Raw genomic sequence first — 19,335 nt, 5'->3', positions numbered from 1 at the left:
TTTATATTTTATCTATTAAGCGTATTTATTCAATACCTTCAATACGTCCGCAGTAGCGCTAGATCCGTCGATTTTCATCCATGCTGTTCCATCAGGGTTGTTAAACCATTCCACGGTGTGACCGTTAGCCATGGCTTTATCGGCCAGACTATGAAGTTGATCCATTGCGTTTGCGTTACCAAACTTCTCAGCAGCCCAGTCCCAAGGATAGTCGTAAGAATTGAAGTTTGATGTATCTGGATTAGCACTATTTACAATGTTGTCCATAGAAGATGTACTGCCAGATTGCTGTGGTATTTGCTCACTACCAGACTGTGGAGGTGTTGTAGTAGTGTTGTGGTTCTCAGCTCCAGTAGCGTGTGTAGAGTTAGCCCAGTCGCCAACAAATTTACCAGCAAAACCACCCAAGGCAAAACCAACACCATACTTACCTAATGACGATCGCACCTTCTTACGCAGGGCATCCTGCCTCTCTATACTCACATCCTTAAGATTGTCAACTGATACATTGACTGCACGCTCCATAACATCGTCAATTTTCATGTTAGCCACAGTATCCTTAAATGAAGGATCTATAGTTTCAAGACGGGCATCAGCGTCTATGCGATCTTCGCCACGATGCTCCTCCAGAACAGCTTGCTTTGTTGCTCCAGCAACTCCTAATCCCGTTACAATACCGACAGCCGTCGTAATAGGCCATGTAGCAACAGACCCTACTATAGCACCGCCCACAAAACCAGCACCACCCAACTTCAGCCACTGAGCAACCTTACCACCCTTATTAAACCATTTACCAACTTTAGCGGCAGCTTTCTTAAATTTACCACGATCATCAAGCATGTTGTCATACTTATCTGTCGTCATTTTTGAGGTTTCTCGCATATTTGCAAACGCTGCTTGACCCATTTCCGCTGCTAATTCAGCCTGCTTTTCTGGATCCTGTTTTGCTGCTTCGATTTTATCAGCAAACTTAAGACGCATATATTCCAATTCGCTCTGCTTCAATTCTTCTGTAGCAGCATCCAACTCTTCTTGTCGTTTATTTCCGCCAAAGAACTTCTTAAAGAAGTGCGATTCAACAGCGATACTTGCCTTAGCAAACCTCTCCCTGGCGATTTTAAGGTTAGCAGCAACTTCATGTTCTTCTACGCTCATCTCGGTTTTTTCAGCATCATCATACTCATCACCAAGATACTTATCTCGCATAGCTTGTTCGTACGGTGTTAAGCCTTCTGGATTATCATCCACGTTAGGGATCGTCGTTCTAAACATCTCTTTGTCTATTACGTTTTCACCTTTATACCTAGAAACCTCTTCTGGACTAACTGAGCTTGAGTCAATATCTACCCCAAAACTCTCAAGTTCCCTTAGATCCTCTTCAGTCGTCGGATGAACAAGAACAAAACGTTTAGCAGCCGCATCCCTCATCTCGTCATTCCACTTAATTCTAGCTAGTTCATCAGGTGTAGGTTCAGGCGGCTCAGAAACAGGAATGTTCTTTTCCGCAGAGCTTCTCGAAGCGTCTTCAGTACTGTCGCTAGCCTGTTCTTCTGGGGTTGAAATAACTACTACCCTAGCATCCCTCTTCAACGCCTCTACCTCTTCAGGCGTCAAACCATTAGAACTGCCTTTTCTGGAATCTTTTTCACTATCCCCAGTGCTATTTTCTGTGTTTATACCCAAGCGCTCGGCGGATCCGTTTCTATTTGTTACTGTACGAACAATATCTTTTACTGCTCCTGCCGCTTTCGTTGCAACCTGACCCAATTTTCCAAGCACAGGCAACTTCTCGGAATTGTTTTTGACGTCTGCACTGGACGGACGTCCTTCGGGTGTTTTGCTCATTTTGTGGTGGTTTCCTTTCGCCTTCTGCATGCAGAACGGCAATAAACTTATGTATATCTAAGATACTATCATAAATACACAAAAAAGTCAATACTTAGAACAGTCTACCCCAGTGTCTTCTTCACTAATTCCCTAGTAAAGAACTCCAGCTTGTCACCAATTTCTAAGGTAATCTTTTTCTTCGTCCTGAGGCTCAATCCACACATTTCGCCTTCAAAGACCTCTTTTGCTTCTTGTTGCTGACGTTGTACGGAAGAAACTTCCACTTCAGCAATTTGCTCTCCGCCACGTTTTACGCGCGCCAGCAAGTCCTTAGCGACTTTACCGTGCTTCACTTCACCGCCAGCAATCACTTCTTCGCGCATCGTCCTAAATACGCCCTTTATTTCCAACTCACCAATTTCAGTTTCAACGATTTCTGGCGCTAGCAAAGCCTCCATTGAAGCCTTAGCGTCATCCAACAGCTCATAAATTACCTTAAAGATCCGCACTTCTACGTGTTCACGCGCTGCTAATCGCTTAACTGCTGGTGGTAAATCGACATTAAAGCCATAAATCACCGTATTTTCACCGACCGCCAAATGAATATCGTTCTCAGAAATATTACCAACACCAGTTCCAACAACATGAAGCTCAACTTCGCCATTCGTATCAATCAGCTTCAAACTATCAACCACAGACGTTACCGAACCCTGAACATCAGCCTTAACGATTACGTTAAATTCTTCCGCATCAAGCTTTCGATTCATCATCTTAAGAATATCTGCGCCAGTAACATTAGTTGTGGCTGCCATTTTCTCCTGTTCAATTTTAGCCTTTTGCGCCAAATTGCGAGCTTCTTTTTCGCTCTTCGCAATCTCAAATCCATCACCGAATTGTGGCAATTCCTTAAATCCGGTCATATTCACTGGCATACTTGGACCGGCATCTTTAACAGTTTTACCGCGGAAATCTTGAAGCGTTCGGACTCGCCCGTAAGCCGTCCCAGCAACCAGATAATGACCAGGTTTCAAATGACCATTCTCCACCAATAGTCCAACAACAGCGCCACGACCAGTTTCCATGTGCGCCTCAATAACCAAACCTTCAGCCGGAACATCTTCATCTGCGCGCAAATCTTCCATATCCGCCACTAATAAAACCATATCCAAAAGCTTGTCTAAGTTCTGACCAGTTTTTGCACTAACTTCAACCATCACAGTGTCGCCGCCCCATTCTTCAGGGTTCAAACCATGCTCAGATGCCAATTGAGTTTTTACTAGTTGCGGATTAGCTGCTTCTTTATCAATCTTATTAATTGCCACCACAATTTTAGCGTTAGCCGACCTAGCAAATCGAATAGCTTCAACAGTCTGAGGTTTAACTCCATCATCCGCCGCCACCACGATAATCACCACATCAGTCAGTGTAGCTCCGTGCTGCCTTAGCGCCGCAAAAGCTTCGTGCCCTGGAGTATCCAAAAGAGTGATAGTTCGTCCGTTGCGCTGTGCTTGATAAGCGCTAATATGCTGAGTAATTCCTCCGGCTTCACTAGCCGCTGTTTTCTTATCAAGAATCGCGTCTAGTAAACTCGTTTTACCGTGGTCAACATGCCCCATCACAGCCACAATTGGCGGACGAGGAACTGCCTTGTCTGATAATTTGTGCGCATGATGATGAATTTCCGCAGAAACCGTCTTCCGTTTCAGCTGCACATCCAGCCCCAATTCTTCAACAATAATCTGTGCGGTCTCAAAATCTAGTCGCTGATTAATTGTCGCAGCGATTCCGTTCTTAAACAATTCACCAATCAGCGTAGTTACTGACAATCCCAGAGTTTCGGCCAACTCGCCAACCGTTACCGAATCCGCAATATTGACGATTTTTTCTGCCATAATAAGCTCCTCTCACCTCTGGGCGTAACTACGCTTCAGGGGATTTGTATTATTTTTTCTTTGATGATTTGCCGAGTGAAAGAGAAATCTTACGATTTTCCTTATCGATATCCAAAACTGTAAATTCTTTACGCTCGTTCAATGTAAATACTTTTTCAGGATCAGTACCGTCACCGCCAAGCTCTGACACATGAACCAAAGCTTCAACCGCTGGACTCAACTGTACAAATGCGCCAAATGGAGTAATTCGAGTTACAGTTCCCTCAACTTTCTCGCCAGGCTTAAATTGCTCAACTTCATCCAACCATGGATCTTTAGTCAATTGCTTCATACTCAAACTCAAGCGTTCTTTGTCGATTGCAATAATCTTAGCTTCGATAGTTTGGCCAACTTTTACGTAGTCAGATGGATTGTTAACACGCTCCCAGCTAATTTCTGAGATGTGAATCAAACCTTCAATACCTTCAACGTTAACGAATACACCGAAGTCAACAACACCTGTAACAACACCTGTAACTGTGTCGCCAATTGCCAACTTCTGGAATCGCTCTGCCAAGCCTTCTTTAACTGCCTCTTTTTCAGAGAAGATCAATTTGTTAGCTTTTCGGTCAGCGTCCAAGATTCGCGCTTTAATATCCTTCTTTACCAAGCTGTTCAATCGTTGCAAGATTTCGTCCTTGTCGCTAGAACCTACGCGAGGATAGTGTTCGGCTGACAATTGCGATACTGGCAAGAATCCACGAATGCCTTCGTATTCAACTAGTAGTCCACCGCGGTTAGCGTCGTATGGTACAACGGTGATGATCTCACCAGATTCCAATTTAGCCATAACTTCATCCCAACCACGATCTTTCGCAGCCTTGCGCAATGAAAGTAGCGAATAACCATCTTCCAATTCGGTATCAATTACGCTAGCAATTACTGAATCGCCAACATTGTAGTTCTTTGAAAGGCTAACTTCGCGGCGTGGAACCAAGCCAACGCCCAAAGGTCCTAAATCGATTAAAATTTCGTGCTTCTTTACTGATAAAACAGTACCGTCAACTGTTTCACCGACAGTAAGTTGTTTAACATTATCGCCTGCTTGAGCCAGCAGGTCATCCATTGTAATTTTGGCATCTGCCATAAGTCTTCTAAAGACCCCTTCCTTAAAATTGATATTATTCTTCAGGGACATAATAAAAATATCCCCACAGATTATCACAATTATATCACAACAGATAGATAGAAGTCAAAGCTAGATAAGATAGCGAGATCGCTGATAAGCTACCGTCAAAAACGCCAAAATACCAAAAGCCACTGCAGAAACAGCTACATCTTCTGGCCCAGTTTTTGGCAATCCTTTATCAGATTGCTTAGAAGAAGTAGAAGGAGTTGGCGTTGTAGATGATGGCGATTGTTGAGACCGAGAAGATTCAGGTGTAGGAGTTGTCTTTTTTGACTCTTCAGTCTTCACGTCGGTTCGCGCCTCACCTCTTCCACTCGGCTGACCATTCGTTTTTTGATCTGCAGACTGCTGAGATGTGCCGTTTTGTGAATTCTTATTGCTATTCTCTGATGCTACCAAATCGCTAGAGATCGGCGATTCATCTTGCGACAAATTATTTTGCCTAATCCCGTAAAGAACAGCCAAAGATATAGCCACTAAAATAGCACCTACTATTACAAAAACTCCAATTGATCCAGCCTGATTTACTCGCCTCATATTATATCTCCACTCAAATTTTCTTTATTATATCATAATGACCTCTTATAGGTAAAGCTGGTGATATAATAAATATATGATTATTACGGTTGACACAGGCGGGACCAAAACATTAGTAGCCAGCTTTGACGAGGAAAAAAATCCTAAGCACATCATTAAGTTCCCCACCCCTAAAAACGTAGACCAATACATTCAACGCGTCGCCGATCAAATTCACCTGATTGCGAATGATAAGCCAATTGACGCAATTTCCGTGGCTCTGCCAGGTGTAGTTAAAGACGGTGTGGCAGTGTGGTGTCAAAACCTCGGCTGGAAAAATCAACCTATCCGTGAGCTACTTTCCCGATATTTTCCCAATATACCAATATTCATTGCAAATGATGCCAATATGGCAGGACTGGCAAGTATGCTCAGATTGCCCAAAACTCCCAGATGCGGTCTATATATCACCCTAGGGACCGGCGTTGGCACTTCCCTGATTCTGGATGGAAATCTGCATAAAGAGCTTAGCGACTGCGAGGGCGGACATATGTCTTTGAATTACAATGGCAAGATTACCACCTGGGAAGAGATTGCTGCAGGTAGGGTTTTCCAGGGAATTTTTGGCGAATTGTCATCAGACACACCCCTGGAAGTCTGGGAAGAGGTCGCCAATAGGATAAAAGCTGGATTGCAACCCCTCATCGCCTTTACACAACCAGATGTCGTTGTTATTGGCGGGAGCGTGGGAGTGTTCACATCCTATTTTTCAGATATTTTAAGCGGTCTTCTGGCAGAAAACTTACCCGCCGCCATATCAGTACCAAAAATAATCAGCGCCCCTAGCCCAGAAGAAATTGTATTATACGGATGCTACGACAATGCCATCAGTCAGCTTGCTTCAAATTGAACACGACTTTCCAGAACTGCAATTCAATAAGGGTGAAGTATTTTCCTGGAACCCTAATTCGCAAACAGTCTATTACGAAAAATTAGATTCACAAGAAGACTTAGTGCAACTTTTACACGAAATCGCCCATGCTAAACTTGGTCATAAAAATTATCAATATGATATCCAGTTAATCGAGATGGAAAGATCCGCCTGGGAATGTGCCGTTGATACTTTGGCGCCAAAATACGGCTTAACACTCAGCATGGACGACGATAATGTTCAAGATTCTTTGGATAGCTACAGGGACTGGCTACATAAACGTAGTCTTTGCCCTCAGTGTGGCGCAGTTGGATTACAGGCTACTTCCTCATCTTACAAGTGTATTAATTGCCACTCGGAATGGCGCGTAAATCAGGCGAAATCCTGCCAACTTAAAAGATATCAAATAAAATAAGCCTCTCATACGGAGGCTAATTTTAAGAGATTGGAGCGGTCTTATTCTGCAATTTTTTGTACTGTCTTTTTAGTACGGCGTGAAATGCGTCCGCCCTTAGCACCAGCGATACGAGCCAAAGCTGGATTTGCAGCAAAGCCACCAGTTCGACCGTTTTTACCGCCCTTACGTCCGATTTTTGCGTAAAAATCTGGATCGCGAGCTAGATTTTTTTGAGCAGCCTTTAAGCCGCCAGCCTTTGTTCCTGCCATAGGAAGGTTTTCCTCCGTTTTTAAAAAAGATTTCCACATAAATTTAAATGGAAACCCTCACCTTTATATATCACACATGATATGTGTTATGTTTATATACTAGCATATAACTAACGCTTTGTCAATATTTACATAAGTAGTTTTTTATTGTGAATAAAATATTGCATTTTACTGACGCGTTAGCTATACTAATAAAGTCAGTTACTGACGGCACCTGTTGGAGCTTTAGAAATCATGAGTTCCACCACAAAAAATTCTCGTTTTCTGCGAGATTCGAGAAGAAAAATATCCCATCACATAGAGGGATATTTTTTATTGCAGATTTATTCTAAAACTCTCTTAATAGATTATCTATCCTAAGCTGAGATTCTTGTGTCAACTCATTTTGTAAACCAATCCAAGCGTTAATAGCCACAGTAAATTTATCCCTGGCTATAGTAAACTGATCGCTGTCTTTCTTTTCGTTAGCCGACCTCAAATCGCGCACAGCCAATAAAATAGCGTCTACTCTCTTCATCACTAACTTACGTAAGCCAACCTCGCCCTCTCTAGATTCCAACCTCTTCTTTGCACCAGTCCATATTTTCTCCATAGCAATAAAGTCATTTTGCCTGGTCTTCGATAGATTATCTGACACCGTACGTATTTCGCCGCTCAACTCCTTATCAAACTCCATAAAGCTGACAATCTTATCTATACTCTGTATAGTTCGGTTCATCTTCTCTACTGATTTATTGCATTCTTCCGAATACTTTTTAAATCTAGCATTAATGTTCTTCTGCCAAGATATAAAAAATATCACATCACAACTTTGGCGTTTATTTTTTAAATCAACCAAATATTCGTTCAATTTTTCAGCGGATAATTTGTCTTTTTGCAAGTTAATAAACAGCGAACTTTCTGCTTCATTAGTGTTTTTTGTTACGCTTTGAACGTTTTCCCAAGATTTCCAACTCACAAATCCATATGCCAATATCATTATCAGCGTTATAAAACTTATGACAATAGCTAATTTAAGTGCGTGACGATCTTTTATTAATTTCATAGTTCTATCCCCAGCGTAGTTGACCACAATTCACTATCAAGCGGCCAAGGATTAAAAGCACACCCCTGTAAATCAATCGATTGCTGCTGCATAACCGCCGCTGGATTATTAACCCCAGAACAATTCAAATGCCCATGTCCCAACCAATGCCCAACTTCATGATTAATTACCATATGTCGATAATTACGAATATCGCCACCCGCTTTATTCCACGCCGTAGTCGCACCAGACCATCTATTATCATTGATAATGACAGAAGACCCGACTCGACAACTCCAATCCGCGTCACAACCTGACGAGAATGAGGACATCAATTCAGCTTGCGACAGAACTAAATTGAAGCTCCCGCCCTCTTTCACTTCTTTAAAGACAATTCCCATACGCGCCCAGCCTCGATTATCATTTAAGGTTTCATTTACTAGCTTCGAGAATTCAGACAAGTTTGATCGGACATTGCCCTTTGTTGATATTGTATATGTGACTTCTTTTTTCGCTCCAGAATTTGATTTTTTTGACGATTGAGATGTGGAGTGCCAATCTGGAATCTGAATATCTGACGCCTTAAAGCTGGATAGCGACGACGGAGATTTTATTTCAGAGAAAATTTTAGCACTAATTACCTTCTTCGCATCACTCTTATTCTCATTGGGTGCTGTTATACTAACCGTTGGCGTTAAAGCAACAGCAATTGCCATACCACCAGAAGCCACCCTACATACCATACACATGTAACCATTTTATCACCGACCAAAACATACCACAAACGTTTTAAGACAAAGAAGAAAGCCACCCTATTAGGATGGCTTTCTTATAATTCGGCACCGTGCTAGTTTCCCACTTTCGCAGTATAATCGCCGCTGGGGAGCTTAACTTCTGTGTTCGGAATGAGAACAGGTGTTTCCTCCTCGCCATGGGCACCGAAGGAGGGGGTTACGACGCTTGGTTCCGTATATATTCCACGGTGGGCCAAACCCCTTTCTTCGATGTCCAACATCAGCACGGAATTGATTTTTAATTGACTGGTACTTTTGAAAAGCACCAATTACTAGTTAAGTCTACCTTATCCGCAATGTTTATGCAAGCATAAACTCCACGGACAAGGACATAAAAAGGCAATGGGACTATTAGTACGCTTTAGCTCCATACATTACTGTACTTCCACCTTGCGCCTATCAAACAGATAGTCTTTCTGTGTCCTCATAGGGAAACCTTATCTTGAGGTTAGTTTCGCGCTTAATATGCTTTCAGCGCTTATCTAGTCCGCACATAGCTACTCGACAATGCAGCAGGTGGCCACAATCGATACACCAGAGGTGCGTCCGCCCCGGTCCTCTCGTACTAGGGGTAGATCCTCTCAAGTTTCCTATCGTCCATACCGGATATAAACCGAACTGTCTCACGACGTTCTGAACCCAGCTCGCGTACCACTTTAATCGGCGAACAGCCGAACCCTTGGAAGGTGCTCCCCCTCCAGGATGTGATGAGCCGACATCGAGGTGCCAAACAGCGCCGTCTATGTGAACTATTGGGCGCTATAAGCCTGTTATCCCCAGGGTAACTTTTATCCGTTTGCGCTGTCGATCCCACATTCATGTACAAATGTACGTACAGCGGATCACTTGCTCCGACTTTCGTCTCTGATTGGAATGTACTCCTCACAGTCAAGCTGGCTTATGCGCATACACTATCACTTCGATTTCCATCCGAAGTTAGCCAACCTTTGAACGCCTCCGCTACTCTTTAGGAGGCAACCGCCCCAGTTAAACTACCCACCATACACGGTCCGCTAACCGGATAACGGTCAGCGTGAGAACACAATCACAACAAGGGTGGTATTTCACTTGGTGACTCCACAAATACTGGCGTATCTGCTTCAAAGTCTCCCACCTATGCTACACATGTTGAAACCATATTCAATGTAAAGCTGTAGTAAAGCTCCATGGGGTCTTTTCGTCCTGGTACGGACAGACGGCATCTTTACCGCCAATGCACTTTCACCGAGTCCTTCGCTGAGACAGTGCCCACATGATTACTCCATTCGTGCGGGTCAGAACTTACCTGACAAGGAATTTCGCTACCTTAGGACGGTTATAGTTACCGCCGCCATTGACTAGGGCTTCAGTTCGCACCGTGAAGCGCTCCCCTTAACCTTCCAGCATTGGGCAGGAGTCAGCCCCTATACATCCACTTTCGTGTTAGCAGAGACCTGTGTTTTTGATAAACAGTTCCGTGGGCTCTTTTGCTGCGGCCCCCACATCGTTAGATGTCAGAGGTTCGCGTTCAAAAGAACAATTCGTTTGCTCTATCTCAGAAAATTCGTTTTGTGATTAAAAATGTACTCTTTAACCTAATATTCACTGAGTGAACGCGGCTGATATCCACCGAAGTGGGGGCAGACCTTATCCCGAAGTTACGGTCGCTGTATTGCCGAGTTCCTTAGCGAAGGTTCGCTCGTAAGCCTGAGTCTACTCGACTCGAGCACCTGTGTTGGTTTGCGGTACGGGCGGCTAAGTCCACGCGTACACCTGCTTTTCTAGCCAGGGCTTTCACCAAAATCGCGACTCCGAAGAATCACTTTCACTCCCTTTGCGTTCCCGCTCGGTTGGACGGATAAACCATGAATCCGCTTCGATTACTTCCCCGTGAACAGTGTACAAAACTTAACCGGTTCAGGAATATTAACCTGATGTCCATCGCCTACGCTCTGCGCCTCGGCTTAGGCCCGACTAACCCTGAGATGATTACCATGGCTCAGGAAACCTTGCTCTTACGGCCGAGAGGATTCTCACCTCTCTTATGGTTACTCATTCCAGCATTCTCACTTCCTAACGCTCCACCGAACCTTCCGATTCGACTTCACTGCTGATAGGAACGCTCCTCTACCACGCCAGATAAATCTGACATCCATATCTTCGGTATAACGTTTTAGCCCCGTTACATTTTCCACGCAAGATCTCTTGACTAGTGAGCTGTTACGCACTCTTTAAATGAATGGCTGCTTCTAAGCCAACATCCTAGCTGTTTAAGAAATCTCACCTTGTTTCCCACTGAACGTTAATTTAGGGACCTTAGATGATGGTCTGGGCTGTTTCCCTTTTGAGCACCGATCTTAGCACCGATGTTCTAACTGCCGTGATTACACACATGGTATTCGTAGTTTGTTAAGGGTGGGTACAGTTGCCCGCCCCAGTCCTTTACAGAGCTCTACCCCCATGTGCTACTAACACGACGCTAGCCCTAAAGCTATTTCGAGGAGAACCAGCTATCTCCGAGTTCGATTGGCATTTCACCGCTAACCACAAGTCATCCAAACACTTTGCTGCGTATCCTGGTTCGGTCCTCCACCACCTGTTACAGTGGCTTCAACCTGCTCATGGTTAGGTCACCCGGTTTCGGGTCTAATCCTTACAACTTAATCGCCCTGTTCAGGCTCGCTTTCACTGTGGCTCCGTCAATTGACTTAACCTCGCTGTAAAAATTAACTCGCTGGATCGTTCTACAAAAAGCACGCCGTCACCGGACAAGCCGGCTCCGACTCCTTGTAGGCACTAAATTTCAGGATCTATTTCACTCCCCTCCCGGGGTTCTTTTCACCTTTCCATCACTGTACTAGTTCACTATCGATCGTATATTATATTTAGCCTTGGCTGGTGGTCCAGCCAGATTCAAACAGGGTTTCTCGTGCCCCGTCCTACTCGATAAAACATACATAAGGTCAGCGTCGTTTTCATATACACGGCTTTCACGTTCTTTGGCTAGTCATTCAAACTATTCTACTAACCACGCCGATTTCTTACCTTACTAACTGTTGATAGCCAGTTATCGCAAATCAGATTATTTGAATGAATCAAATTCTCTGACTTGGTCATATGTAATATCACAACCCCTTATAAGTATTCGTCTATCAACTTATTTGCCTAAATTAATAGGCAAAAACTTAAAAGGTTTGGGCTGTTGCGATTTCGCTCGCCACTACTTTCGCAATCGTTATTTACTTTCTCTTCCTCATCCTACTAAGATGTTTCAGTTCAGATGGTTCCCGCTCGCTTGCCTATGTGTTCAGCAAGTGGCAACATGACATGACTCATGCTGGGTTTCCCCATTCGGAGATCTCCGGATCAAAGCTTGTTGACAGCTTCCCGAAGCTTATCGCAGTCTTCCACGTCCTTCATCGGTAATATACGTCTAGGCATCCATTTAGCGCCCTTGAGTACCTTTTTATGCATTGACTTAACTAGTAGTTGCTACTTTGCAATTACTACTACCGTCAATTAAAAACTCAATTTCTTTTACTCTCAAATTGTTAATGATCAGTGCCTCACACATTTGAGTGCACAATTGACAAGTCAATAAATTGACAAATCTATCTACACTCAGATGTTTTATCACTGCCCTCGCACGTTTTGCAGTGTATTGCCAGAGGTTCGTTTGAACATTCGCTTAACTAGTAATTAACTATACAGCAGCTGAGATTCTTTTGCAAGGGTTTTTTCAAAGTTTTTTCGACTTTTTTTGCTTTTTATTAAAATCAGCGCCAATCGCCTCAGAAATACTAGAAAAACCATCATTTTTTAGCAACCGAGACAGCTCGCGATTCATTCGCCCAATTAGCTGCGGACCTTCAAAAAACAGCCCAGTGATAAGCCCAACTAGACTAGCCCCTGCCTTAATCTTAGCGTATGCATCTTCGGCCGAAAAAACCCCACCAACACCAATAATAGTCAGTTTATCTCCATAATTTTTATATGCATGCTTAATCAATTCTAAGCTATGTGCGCGAGTAGGTTCGCCGCTTAATCCTCCCCTAATACCATCAGTCAAAGGATCTTTAAGATCTACCTTCTCGCGATCCTTTATTAAATTAGCGACCGTTACACCCTGAATATTATGCTCAACAATAACCTTTAATAGCGAGTCGAATTGCTTCAGATCATACAAATGCGGCATTTTAACCCAGAAAGGAACATTTCTCTCTACAGAATCTAATTCGCTCAATAAAGTCTCTAGCGTATCGGCATAGATAAACGGCTCCTTGCCAGCATTCGGACAAGAAATATTAATCTCTATAACACTAGCCAGATTGTTGTCTACGATATAACTAACCGCTTTTTTTACGTCCCGAATTATATATTCCTCCGGAACAACTGGCCCAAATTTGTCTTTCGTGGATTTATCAGCAATAACAGCCACAGACACAACTGTCGGCATTGATTTAACTTTAGGTCTATTTAATTCAATATAGTCACTAATCTTCTCTAATCCATAATTTGGCATACCGGCGTACACAACTACAGATTTGGTGTTCGGCAATCGATGAAACCATGGTCGCAGATTTCCCCTTCTCGGCTCCATAGTCACAGATCCGCCAGAAGCAAAGCCAAATCCAACGTCTTCCATTAAGGGCGACAGTTGTACGTTTTTATCAAATCCCGCCGACAAGCCTATTGGGTTATTAAATACGACTCCATCAATTTCCTGCCGTAGCGACTTGTCCTGGAAGCTCCATAATTTACGAATAGCCCATCTAATAGGAGAAAATGCTTGTGCTACGCGTCCACAAAAAATAATTAATTTATGAGTAAAATCTGGTGTTAATAAAAATAATATCGGCTTAATAATATGCTTATACATATTCTAAGAGTATAACTATCTATGCTTTATTAAGCAAGGTTACTTGTAAACAAAAAATCGCCTACTCGGCGATAATCCTGACTATCTATGATTGGTGGGCGCTGAGGGACTCGAACCCCCGACCCTCTCGGTGTAAACGAGATGCTCTAGCCAACTGAGCTAAGCGCCCATATTAAAAAATATGGTGGGCGATGAGGGACTTGAACCTCCGACCTCGTCATTATCAGTGACGCGCTCTAACCAGCTGAGCTAATCGCCCTCATTCGTCTTGGTGGAGTGTCGTGGACGTAAGCCCACTTCACCCCATATGGTGGAGACACAGGGACTCGAACCCTGGACCCCCTGCTTGCAAAGCAGGTGCTCTAGCCAACTGAGCTATGTCCCCATAAATTGCCAAGACCTTTTAATTGTACAGTATCTTTTTAATTCTGACAAGTGTATAATTAATAATATGTTATATCAATTTAGTTTTGGCTCATTATTTTTTGGGATTTTAGTCTTAATTGCTGGTGGAATCGTCGTCGTTTTTCATCAAAAATTAGCCGACAATCTGGGAAGCGGCGTAAGTAGCTATGACCGTTTCAAATTTTGGGGACTTGTTACATGTGGAGCAGGATTCGCTATTATGCTCAGCCTACACACTATCCCATTAAACTGGCTACTAAACTCCCTTTTTGGCGGCGGACTATAATAGGCGCCCACAAAAAAACATAAATAGCCAAACATTATTGGCTATTTTTTATAATCGCAATTCTACCAAAATATCAGATTTGATTAAATATACCATATAAAAAGCCCCTCATAGAGGGACTTTCTCGTTTAACAACTTGATTGTGCAATTCATCAATCGGTTTATCGTAGAGAAGGTTTTGAACTTTTGTCTCGTCCTCGAGAGGACTATTGTAAATATGTAAGCTCGACACATTTACGAGACCGACCTAGCTCAATCTGTGATTGCTCGACAGACTGGCATTGTTACTCCCTAGAAAGGAGGTAATCCATCCGCACCTTCCGGTACGGATACCTTGTTACGACTTAACCCCAATCATGCCCCCCACCTTAGGCCGACGAATCGGACTTCGGGTGTTGGTCACTTTCATGGTTTGACGGGCGGTGTGTACAAGACCCGGGAACGTATTCACCGCAACTTGCTGATTTGCGATTACTAGCGATTCCGACTTCATGCAGGCGAGTTTCAGCCTACAATCCGAACTGGGACTAGCTTTGATGCGATTTGCTTCACCTCGCGGCTTCGCTGCGCATTGTACTAGCCATTGTATTACGTTTCTAGCCCAGGACGTAAGGGAAATACTGACCTGACATCATCCCCTCCTTCCTCCCCGTTACCGGGGCAGTCTGAATAGAAAAATACAACTATTCACAAGGGTTGCGCTCGTTGAAGGACTTAACCTAACATCTCACGACACGAGCTGACGACGGCCATGCATCACCTGTCACAGGGTTCCAAAAGGCACAGTCTACTTTCGCAGACCTTCCCTGGATGTCAAGCCCTGGTAAGGTTCTTCGGTTATCATCGAATTAAAGAACATAATCCACCGCTTGTGCGGGTCCCCGTCAATTCCTTTATGTTTTAGCCTTGCGGCCGTACTCCACAGGCGGGATACTTAACGCGTTAGCTTCGCTACTGAAGGGGTCGATACCTCCAACAGCTAGTATCCATCGTTTACGGCGTGGACTACCCGGGTATCTAATCCGGTTCGCTCCCCACGCTTTCGTGCCTTAGCGTCAGAAATGGCCCAGTAACCTGCCTACGCCATCGGTGTTCCTTCTAATATCTACGGATTTCACTCCTACACTAGAAATTCCAGTTACCTCTACCATTCTCGAGTTTAACAGTTTGAATAATAGTCTGTATGGTTGAGCCACCAGGTTTCACTATTCACTTATTAAACCGCCTACGCAACTCTTTACGCCCAGTCACTCCGGATAATGCTTGCACCCTACGTATGACCGCGGCTGCTGGCACGTAGTTAGCCGGTGCTTATTCATGAGTTACCGTCATATTCTTCACTCATAAAAGAAGTTTACAACCCGAAGGCCTTCATCCTTCACGCGGCGTTGCTCCATCAGGCTTTCGCCCATTGTGGAAGATTCCTCACTGCTGCCTCCCGTAGGAGTCTGGACCGTGTCTCAGTTCCAGTCTGGCTGATCATCCTCTCAGACCAGCTATGGATCGTCGGCTTGGTAGGCCATTACCCTACCAACTACCTAATCCAACGCAGGCTTCTCCCAAAGCACCCGAAGGCTTTAATCCGAAGACCATATGCGGCATTAGCTACCCTTTCGGGCAGTTATTCCTCACTTTGGGGCAAATTCCTACGCGTTACTCAGCCGTCCGCCGCTCGCCGACATTTTACACAAAATTCTTGAATAGATCTTCTATATTACCCAGAAGCTTCCAGAATTCAGTGTAAAACTCGCTGCCGCTCGACTTGCATGTGTTAGGCACGCCGCCAGCATTCATCCTGAGCCAGGATCAAACTCTCCGTTAAAATCTACTTTGTATCAAAGTATTAAGGCTCTACAAAAATATAAACTGACGATGATATTGCACAATCAAATTGTTAAAGTTCATCTTAAGTCAGACTGAAGTATGATTTACCTCACTTTACAGATTGTAAATCGTTGCTTAACTCGCACTCCAGCAACCAGACTTGTTACTAATCTTACAGTATATAATTGCCTAGGTCAATAGATTTTTACAATTATTTTGTTGCGAAAAATACAACGGCAGCTACAACCATACCAATAGCCGCCCCAGCCGCCACTTCTACAGGGGTGTGACCATGAGCAACGCGAAGTTTTTTCAGCTTGCTACCCTGCTCCGAAATTAACTTATTAAGCGTTTCACCCTGCATTCCAGACGAATAACGAACCATCATAGCATCATACATCACTATAATAGCCAACCAAGTAGCTAGTCCAAATACAGAACTGCCCCAGCCGTCTTGTAGCCCCAGAAATACCGCCAACGACACGACAATCGCACTATGAGCGCTTGGCATACCTCCAGATAGAAGTATTTTTGGGTTTGTGTCGCCACTAAATACTCGACGATTACGCCCCATGAGATGAAACACTTGCTTCAACCCTTGGGATATCGCCCATGCAATTACTGGGACTATCAAGACCTTCATTATTAATTAACCTCATCCTGCGGGCGATCCGCCATCAAGCCAATTGATGAAACAGCATCACCGTCAGATAGGCGCATAATCGTCACGCCCTGAGTCGTCCTACCGAGCAATTTAATATCACTCAAGCCTAGTCGGATAGTCTGACCATTCTGAGAAACCAATAACGCCTCTGTTATTTCTGGGTCAATAGTCTGCACAGAGATAATCGGACCAGTTTTTGCAGTTACAACTGCGGCTTTTATACCAACTCCGCCACGTTTATGGCTTGGGAAATTCGACACCTTTGTGCGTTTACCGAAGCCTTTCTCGCTAACCACCAGCAAGGTTTGGTCGTCACCCGTAACGATATCCATACCAACAACAGAGTCATTTGGACGTAATCTGACACCACGGACACCACGAGCTGATCTACCCATTGGGCGCGTATCTTTCTCATTAAAGCGAATGGCTTGTCCTGCAGACGTAGAGATAATTACGTCATTTTCGCCAGTCGTCCTCTTTATCCAGCGAAGTTCATCGCCTTCATCCAATTTAATAGCAATCAATCCATTCGTACGAACATTGGCGTAATCTTTCACAGGAGTCTTCTTAACTGTACCCTTCTTTGTCGCCATAAACAGATAGCCGTCTTCGTTGGCGTTCTTTTCGTGCTTGATAATTGCCGTTATCTTCTCTTCTGGCTGAAGTTGTAATAAGTTAACGGCCGCAACACCCTTCGCACTCAAACTGGCGGCTGGCACTTCGTAAGCCTTCAAGCGGAAGATTCTACCCATATTAGTGAAGAATAATAGATAATCGTGCGAGCTTGCCTGGACAACTTGATCAATGACATCTTCCTCCTTAGTTGTCATTCCGCGCTTGCCCTTACCACCACGATTTTGCCTACGATAGTCACTTACTAAGGTTCGCTTAATGTAATTTTCGCTTGTAAGCAGAATTACCGACTCTTCCTCTGGAATCAATTCCTCGTCAGAGAACTTTCCTAATTCGTGATTAATGATCTTACTGCGCCGTTCATCGCCATACTTTTCTTTCATAGCAAGCAATTCTTCCTTAACGACACGCAAAATCTCGTTCTCGTCAGCCAAAATTGCCTCCAGCTTCTTAATCAGTTCATGAAGTTGCTTCAATTCTTCTTCAATCTTGTCGCGCTCCAGCCCTTGCAATCGTCGTAGTTGCATCGCCAAAATTGCGACCGCTTGAATTTCCGACAGACCAAATCTCTCCATCAAACGCTTATCGGCATCATCATAACTTTCGCGAATCGTCTTAATCACCTCGTCAATATGATCAAGCGCAATCTTCAAACCCTCTAATATATGAGCTCGTTCCTTAGCTTTTCGAAGTTCAAACTCAGTCCTGCGTCGAATAACGCCTTGACGATGCTTAATGAATTCCGCCAAAATCTCTTTCAAGCCCATGACCTTAGGCTGAATACCATTGACCAAAGCCAGGACATTATAATGGAATGATGTTTGTAATCCAGTCAATTTATACAATTGGTTAAGAATCTTCTTTGGATAAGCATCTTTCTTCAGTTCAACGACAACTCGAACCTTACCGCGAGCACTTTCATCTCGCGCATCGGCAATGTGCGTTATTTTTTTGGCAAGGACAAGTTCTCGAACCTTATCAACAAAACCTTCCTTGCTCATACCATACGGAACTTCGGTGATTATAATATTGTAACGGCCATTTTTGCGCTCTTCAATCGACGCAACCGCACGAATCGTAACTGAGCCACGCCCAGTTTCATATGCTTGACGCATTGGCGCACCACCATAAACTTCCGCACCTGTAGGAAAATCAGGACCCTTAATATGTGTCAATAGTTCGTCTAATGTAATTTCAGGATTATCTATTTGAGCGACTGTAGCGTCAACCACCTCGCCAAGGTTGTGCGGTGGAATATTTGTTGCCATACCAACAGCAATACCCATCTGACCGTTCAATAGAATATTTGGGACAGCTGACGGCAAAACCACTGGCTCTTTCTCTGTTCCGTCGAAGTTATCACGAAAGTCAACGGTTTCTTTATCGATATCAGACAGCAACTCACCGCCAATTTTATCCATTCGCGCCTCAGTATAACGAGAAGCCGCTGGCTCGTCACCGTCCATAGAACCGAAGTTACCCTGACCTTCGACCAGCGTATAGCGCATCTTCCATGGTTGAGCCAAGTTCACCATAGCGTCATAAATTGATGAGTCACCGTGCGGGTGATAGTTACCCATAACTTCACCGACAATCTTCGCCGACTTCACTGTAGCATGAGGAGCGCGCCAACCATTCTTATTCATCGCATACAAAATACGACGATTAACAGGCTTCAGCCCGTCACGAACGTCCGGCAAAGCACGGTCAATAATAACCGACATGGAGTATTTAAGGAAGGAATCTTCCATAACGCGCTCAACTGTCGACTTTTCAATACCGCGAACTTCTGGTTCTTCGTTCAGAATTTCCGGTTCTACTATATTTTTATTGTCATTGTCCGCCAT

Annotated in this window: 13 protein-coding genes, 3 tRNA genes and 3 rRNA genes; 3 read left to right on the top strand and 16 right to left on the bottom strand. The window is 44.0% G+C overall.

Annotation, left to right across the window (positions count from 1 at the left end):
* Positions 1 to 15: 15 nt before the first annotated feature.
* The 4 genes from LRM41_RS00545 to LRM41_RS00530 form a co-directional block, all read right to left on the bottom strand.
* The gene (locus LRM41_RS00545) at positions 16 to 1,845 is read right to left on the bottom strand and encodes a hypothetical protein (RefSeq protein WP_243819014.1); all 1,830 of its coding nucleotides are present in this window, start codon (positions 1,843 to 1,845) and stop codon (positions 16 to 18) included.
* Between the two features lie 104 nt (positions 1,846 to 1,949).
* The gene (infB, locus tag LRM41_RS00540; protein WP_243819013.1) at positions 1,950 to 3,719 is read right to left on the bottom strand and encodes a translation initiation factor IF-2; all 1,770 of its coding nucleotides are present in this window, start codon (positions 3,717 to 3,719) and stop codon (positions 1,950 to 1,952) included.
* A 49-nt stretch (positions 3,720 to 3,768) separates the two neighbouring features.
* Positions 3,769 to 4,845 carry a 30S ribosomal protein S1 gene (locus LRM41_RS00535; RefSeq protein WP_146422314.1) on the bottom strand — a complete coding sequence of 359 codons (1,077 nt, stop codon included), beginning with the start codon at positions 4,843 to 4,845 and terminating at the stop codon, positions 3,769 to 3,771.
* A gap of 111 nt (positions 4,846 to 4,956) precedes the next feature.
* A complete protein-coding gene (locus LRM41_RS00530; protein WP_243819012.1) occupies positions 4,957 to 5,424 on the bottom strand; it encodes a hypothetical protein in 468 nt (155 codons plus the stop codon).
* A 76-nt stretch (positions 5,425 to 5,500) separates the two neighbouring features.
* On the opposite strand from LRM41_RS00530, the gene LRM41_RS00525 reads away from it, so the two are divergent.
* Entirely contained in the window at positions 5,501 to 6,313 is an 813-nt protein-coding gene (locus tag LRM41_RS00525) for an ROK family protein (protein ID WP_243819011.1), read from the top strand.
* Entirely contained in the window at positions 6,285 to 6,749 is a 465-nt protein-coding gene (locus tag LRM41_RS00520) for a hypothetical protein (RefSeq protein ID WP_243819010.1), read from the top strand. The genes LRM41_RS00525 and LRM41_RS00520 overlap by 29 nt, the downstream gene beginning before the upstream one ends.
* Positions 6,750 to 6,790: 41 nt before the next feature.
* Here LRM41_RS00520 and LRM41_RS00515 read toward each other — a convergent pair whose 3' ends face one another.
* The 9 genes from LRM41_RS00515 to LRM41_RS00475 all read right to left on the bottom strand — a co-directional run bounded on the left by LRM41_RS00515 (position 6,791) and on the right by LRM41_RS00475 (position 14,061).
* Positions 6,791 to 7,000, bottom strand: a complete 210-nt coding sequence (locus LRM41_RS00515; protein WP_129637339.1) for a con-10 family general stress protein — start codon at positions 6,998 to 7,000, stop codon at positions 6,791 to 6,793.
* 328 nt (positions 7,001 to 7,328) lie between these two features.
* Positions 7,329 to 8,045: a hypothetical protein gene (locus LRM41_RS00510; protein WP_243819009.1), complete on the bottom strand. Its 717-nt coding sequence runs from the start codon at positions 8,043 to 8,045 to the stop codon at positions 7,329 to 7,331.
* Complete coding sequence (locus LRM41_RS00505) at positions 8,042 to 8,767, bottom strand: DUF3152 domain-containing protein (protein WP_243819008.1); 726 nt, start codon at positions 8,765 to 8,767, stop codon at positions 8,042 to 8,044. The genes LRM41_RS00510 and LRM41_RS00505 overlap by 4 nt, the downstream gene beginning before the upstream one ends.
* A gap of 91 nt (positions 8,768 to 8,858) precedes the next feature.
* Positions 8,859 to 8,967 (bottom strand): 5S ribosomal RNA (rrf, locus tag LRM41_RS00500).
* Between the two features lie 181 nt (positions 8,968 to 9,148).
* Positions 9,149 to 12,266: ribosomal RNA gene (locus tag LRM41_RS00495) — 23S ribosomal RNA — on the bottom strand.
* 270 nt (positions 12,267 to 12,536) lie between these two features.
* Positions 12,537 to 13,676, bottom strand: coding sequence for a dihydroorotate dehydrogenase (quinone) (gene pyrD / locus LRM41_RS00490; protein WP_243819007.1), 1,140 nt, complete (start codon positions 13,674 to 13,676; stop codon positions 12,537 to 12,539).
* 92 nt (positions 13,677 to 13,768) lie between these two features.
* Positions 13,769 to 13,845 (bottom strand) — tRNA-Val (locus tag LRM41_RS00485).
* Positions 13,846 to 13,858: 13 nt separating this feature from the next.
* Positions 13,859 to 13,935 (bottom strand) — tRNA-Ile (locus LRM41_RS00480).
* Positions 13,936 to 13,984: 49 nt separating this feature from the next.
* Positions 13,985 to 14,061: transfer RNA gene (locus tag LRM41_RS00475), tRNA-Ala, on the bottom strand.
* A 66-nt stretch (positions 14,062 to 14,127) separates the two neighbouring features.
* Here LRM41_RS00475 and LRM41_RS00470 point away from each other — a divergent pair.
* The gene (locus LRM41_RS00470; RefSeq protein ID WP_243819006.1) at positions 14,128 to 14,367 is read left to right on the top strand and encodes a hypothetical protein; all 240 of its coding nucleotides are present in this window, start codon (positions 14,128 to 14,130) and stop codon (positions 14,365 to 14,367) included.
* Positions 14,368 to 14,662: 295 nt separating this feature from the next.
* Here the strand turns inward: LRM41_RS00470 and LRM41_RS00465 are convergent.
* The 3 genes from LRM41_RS00465 to gyrA form a co-directional block, all read right to left on the bottom strand.
* A 16S ribosomal RNA gene (locus LRM41_RS00465) occupies positions 14,663 to 16,189 on the bottom strand.
* A 213-nt stretch (positions 16,190 to 16,402) separates the two neighbouring features.
* A complete protein-coding gene (locus tag LRM41_RS00460) occupies positions 16,403 to 16,834 on the bottom strand; it encodes a divergent PAP2 family protein (protein ID WP_243819005.1) in 432 nt (143 codons plus the stop codon).
* 2 nt (positions 16,835 to 16,836) lie between these two features.
* Positions 16,837 to 19,335, bottom strand: a complete 2,499-nt coding sequence (gyrA, locus tag LRM41_RS00455) for a DNA gyrase subunit A (RefSeq protein ID WP_243819004.1) — start codon at positions 19,333 to 19,335, stop codon at positions 16,837 to 16,839.

Origin of the sequence: Candidatus Nanosynbacter sp. TM7-087, assembly GCF_022828365.1 — a bacterium.
GTDB lineage: Bacteria > Patescibacteriota > Saccharimonadia > Saccharimonadales > Saccharimonadaceae > Nanosynbacter.
Note: the sequence above shows the minus strand (reverse complement) of the source record. Positions and strands in the feature narration are given on the sequence as shown.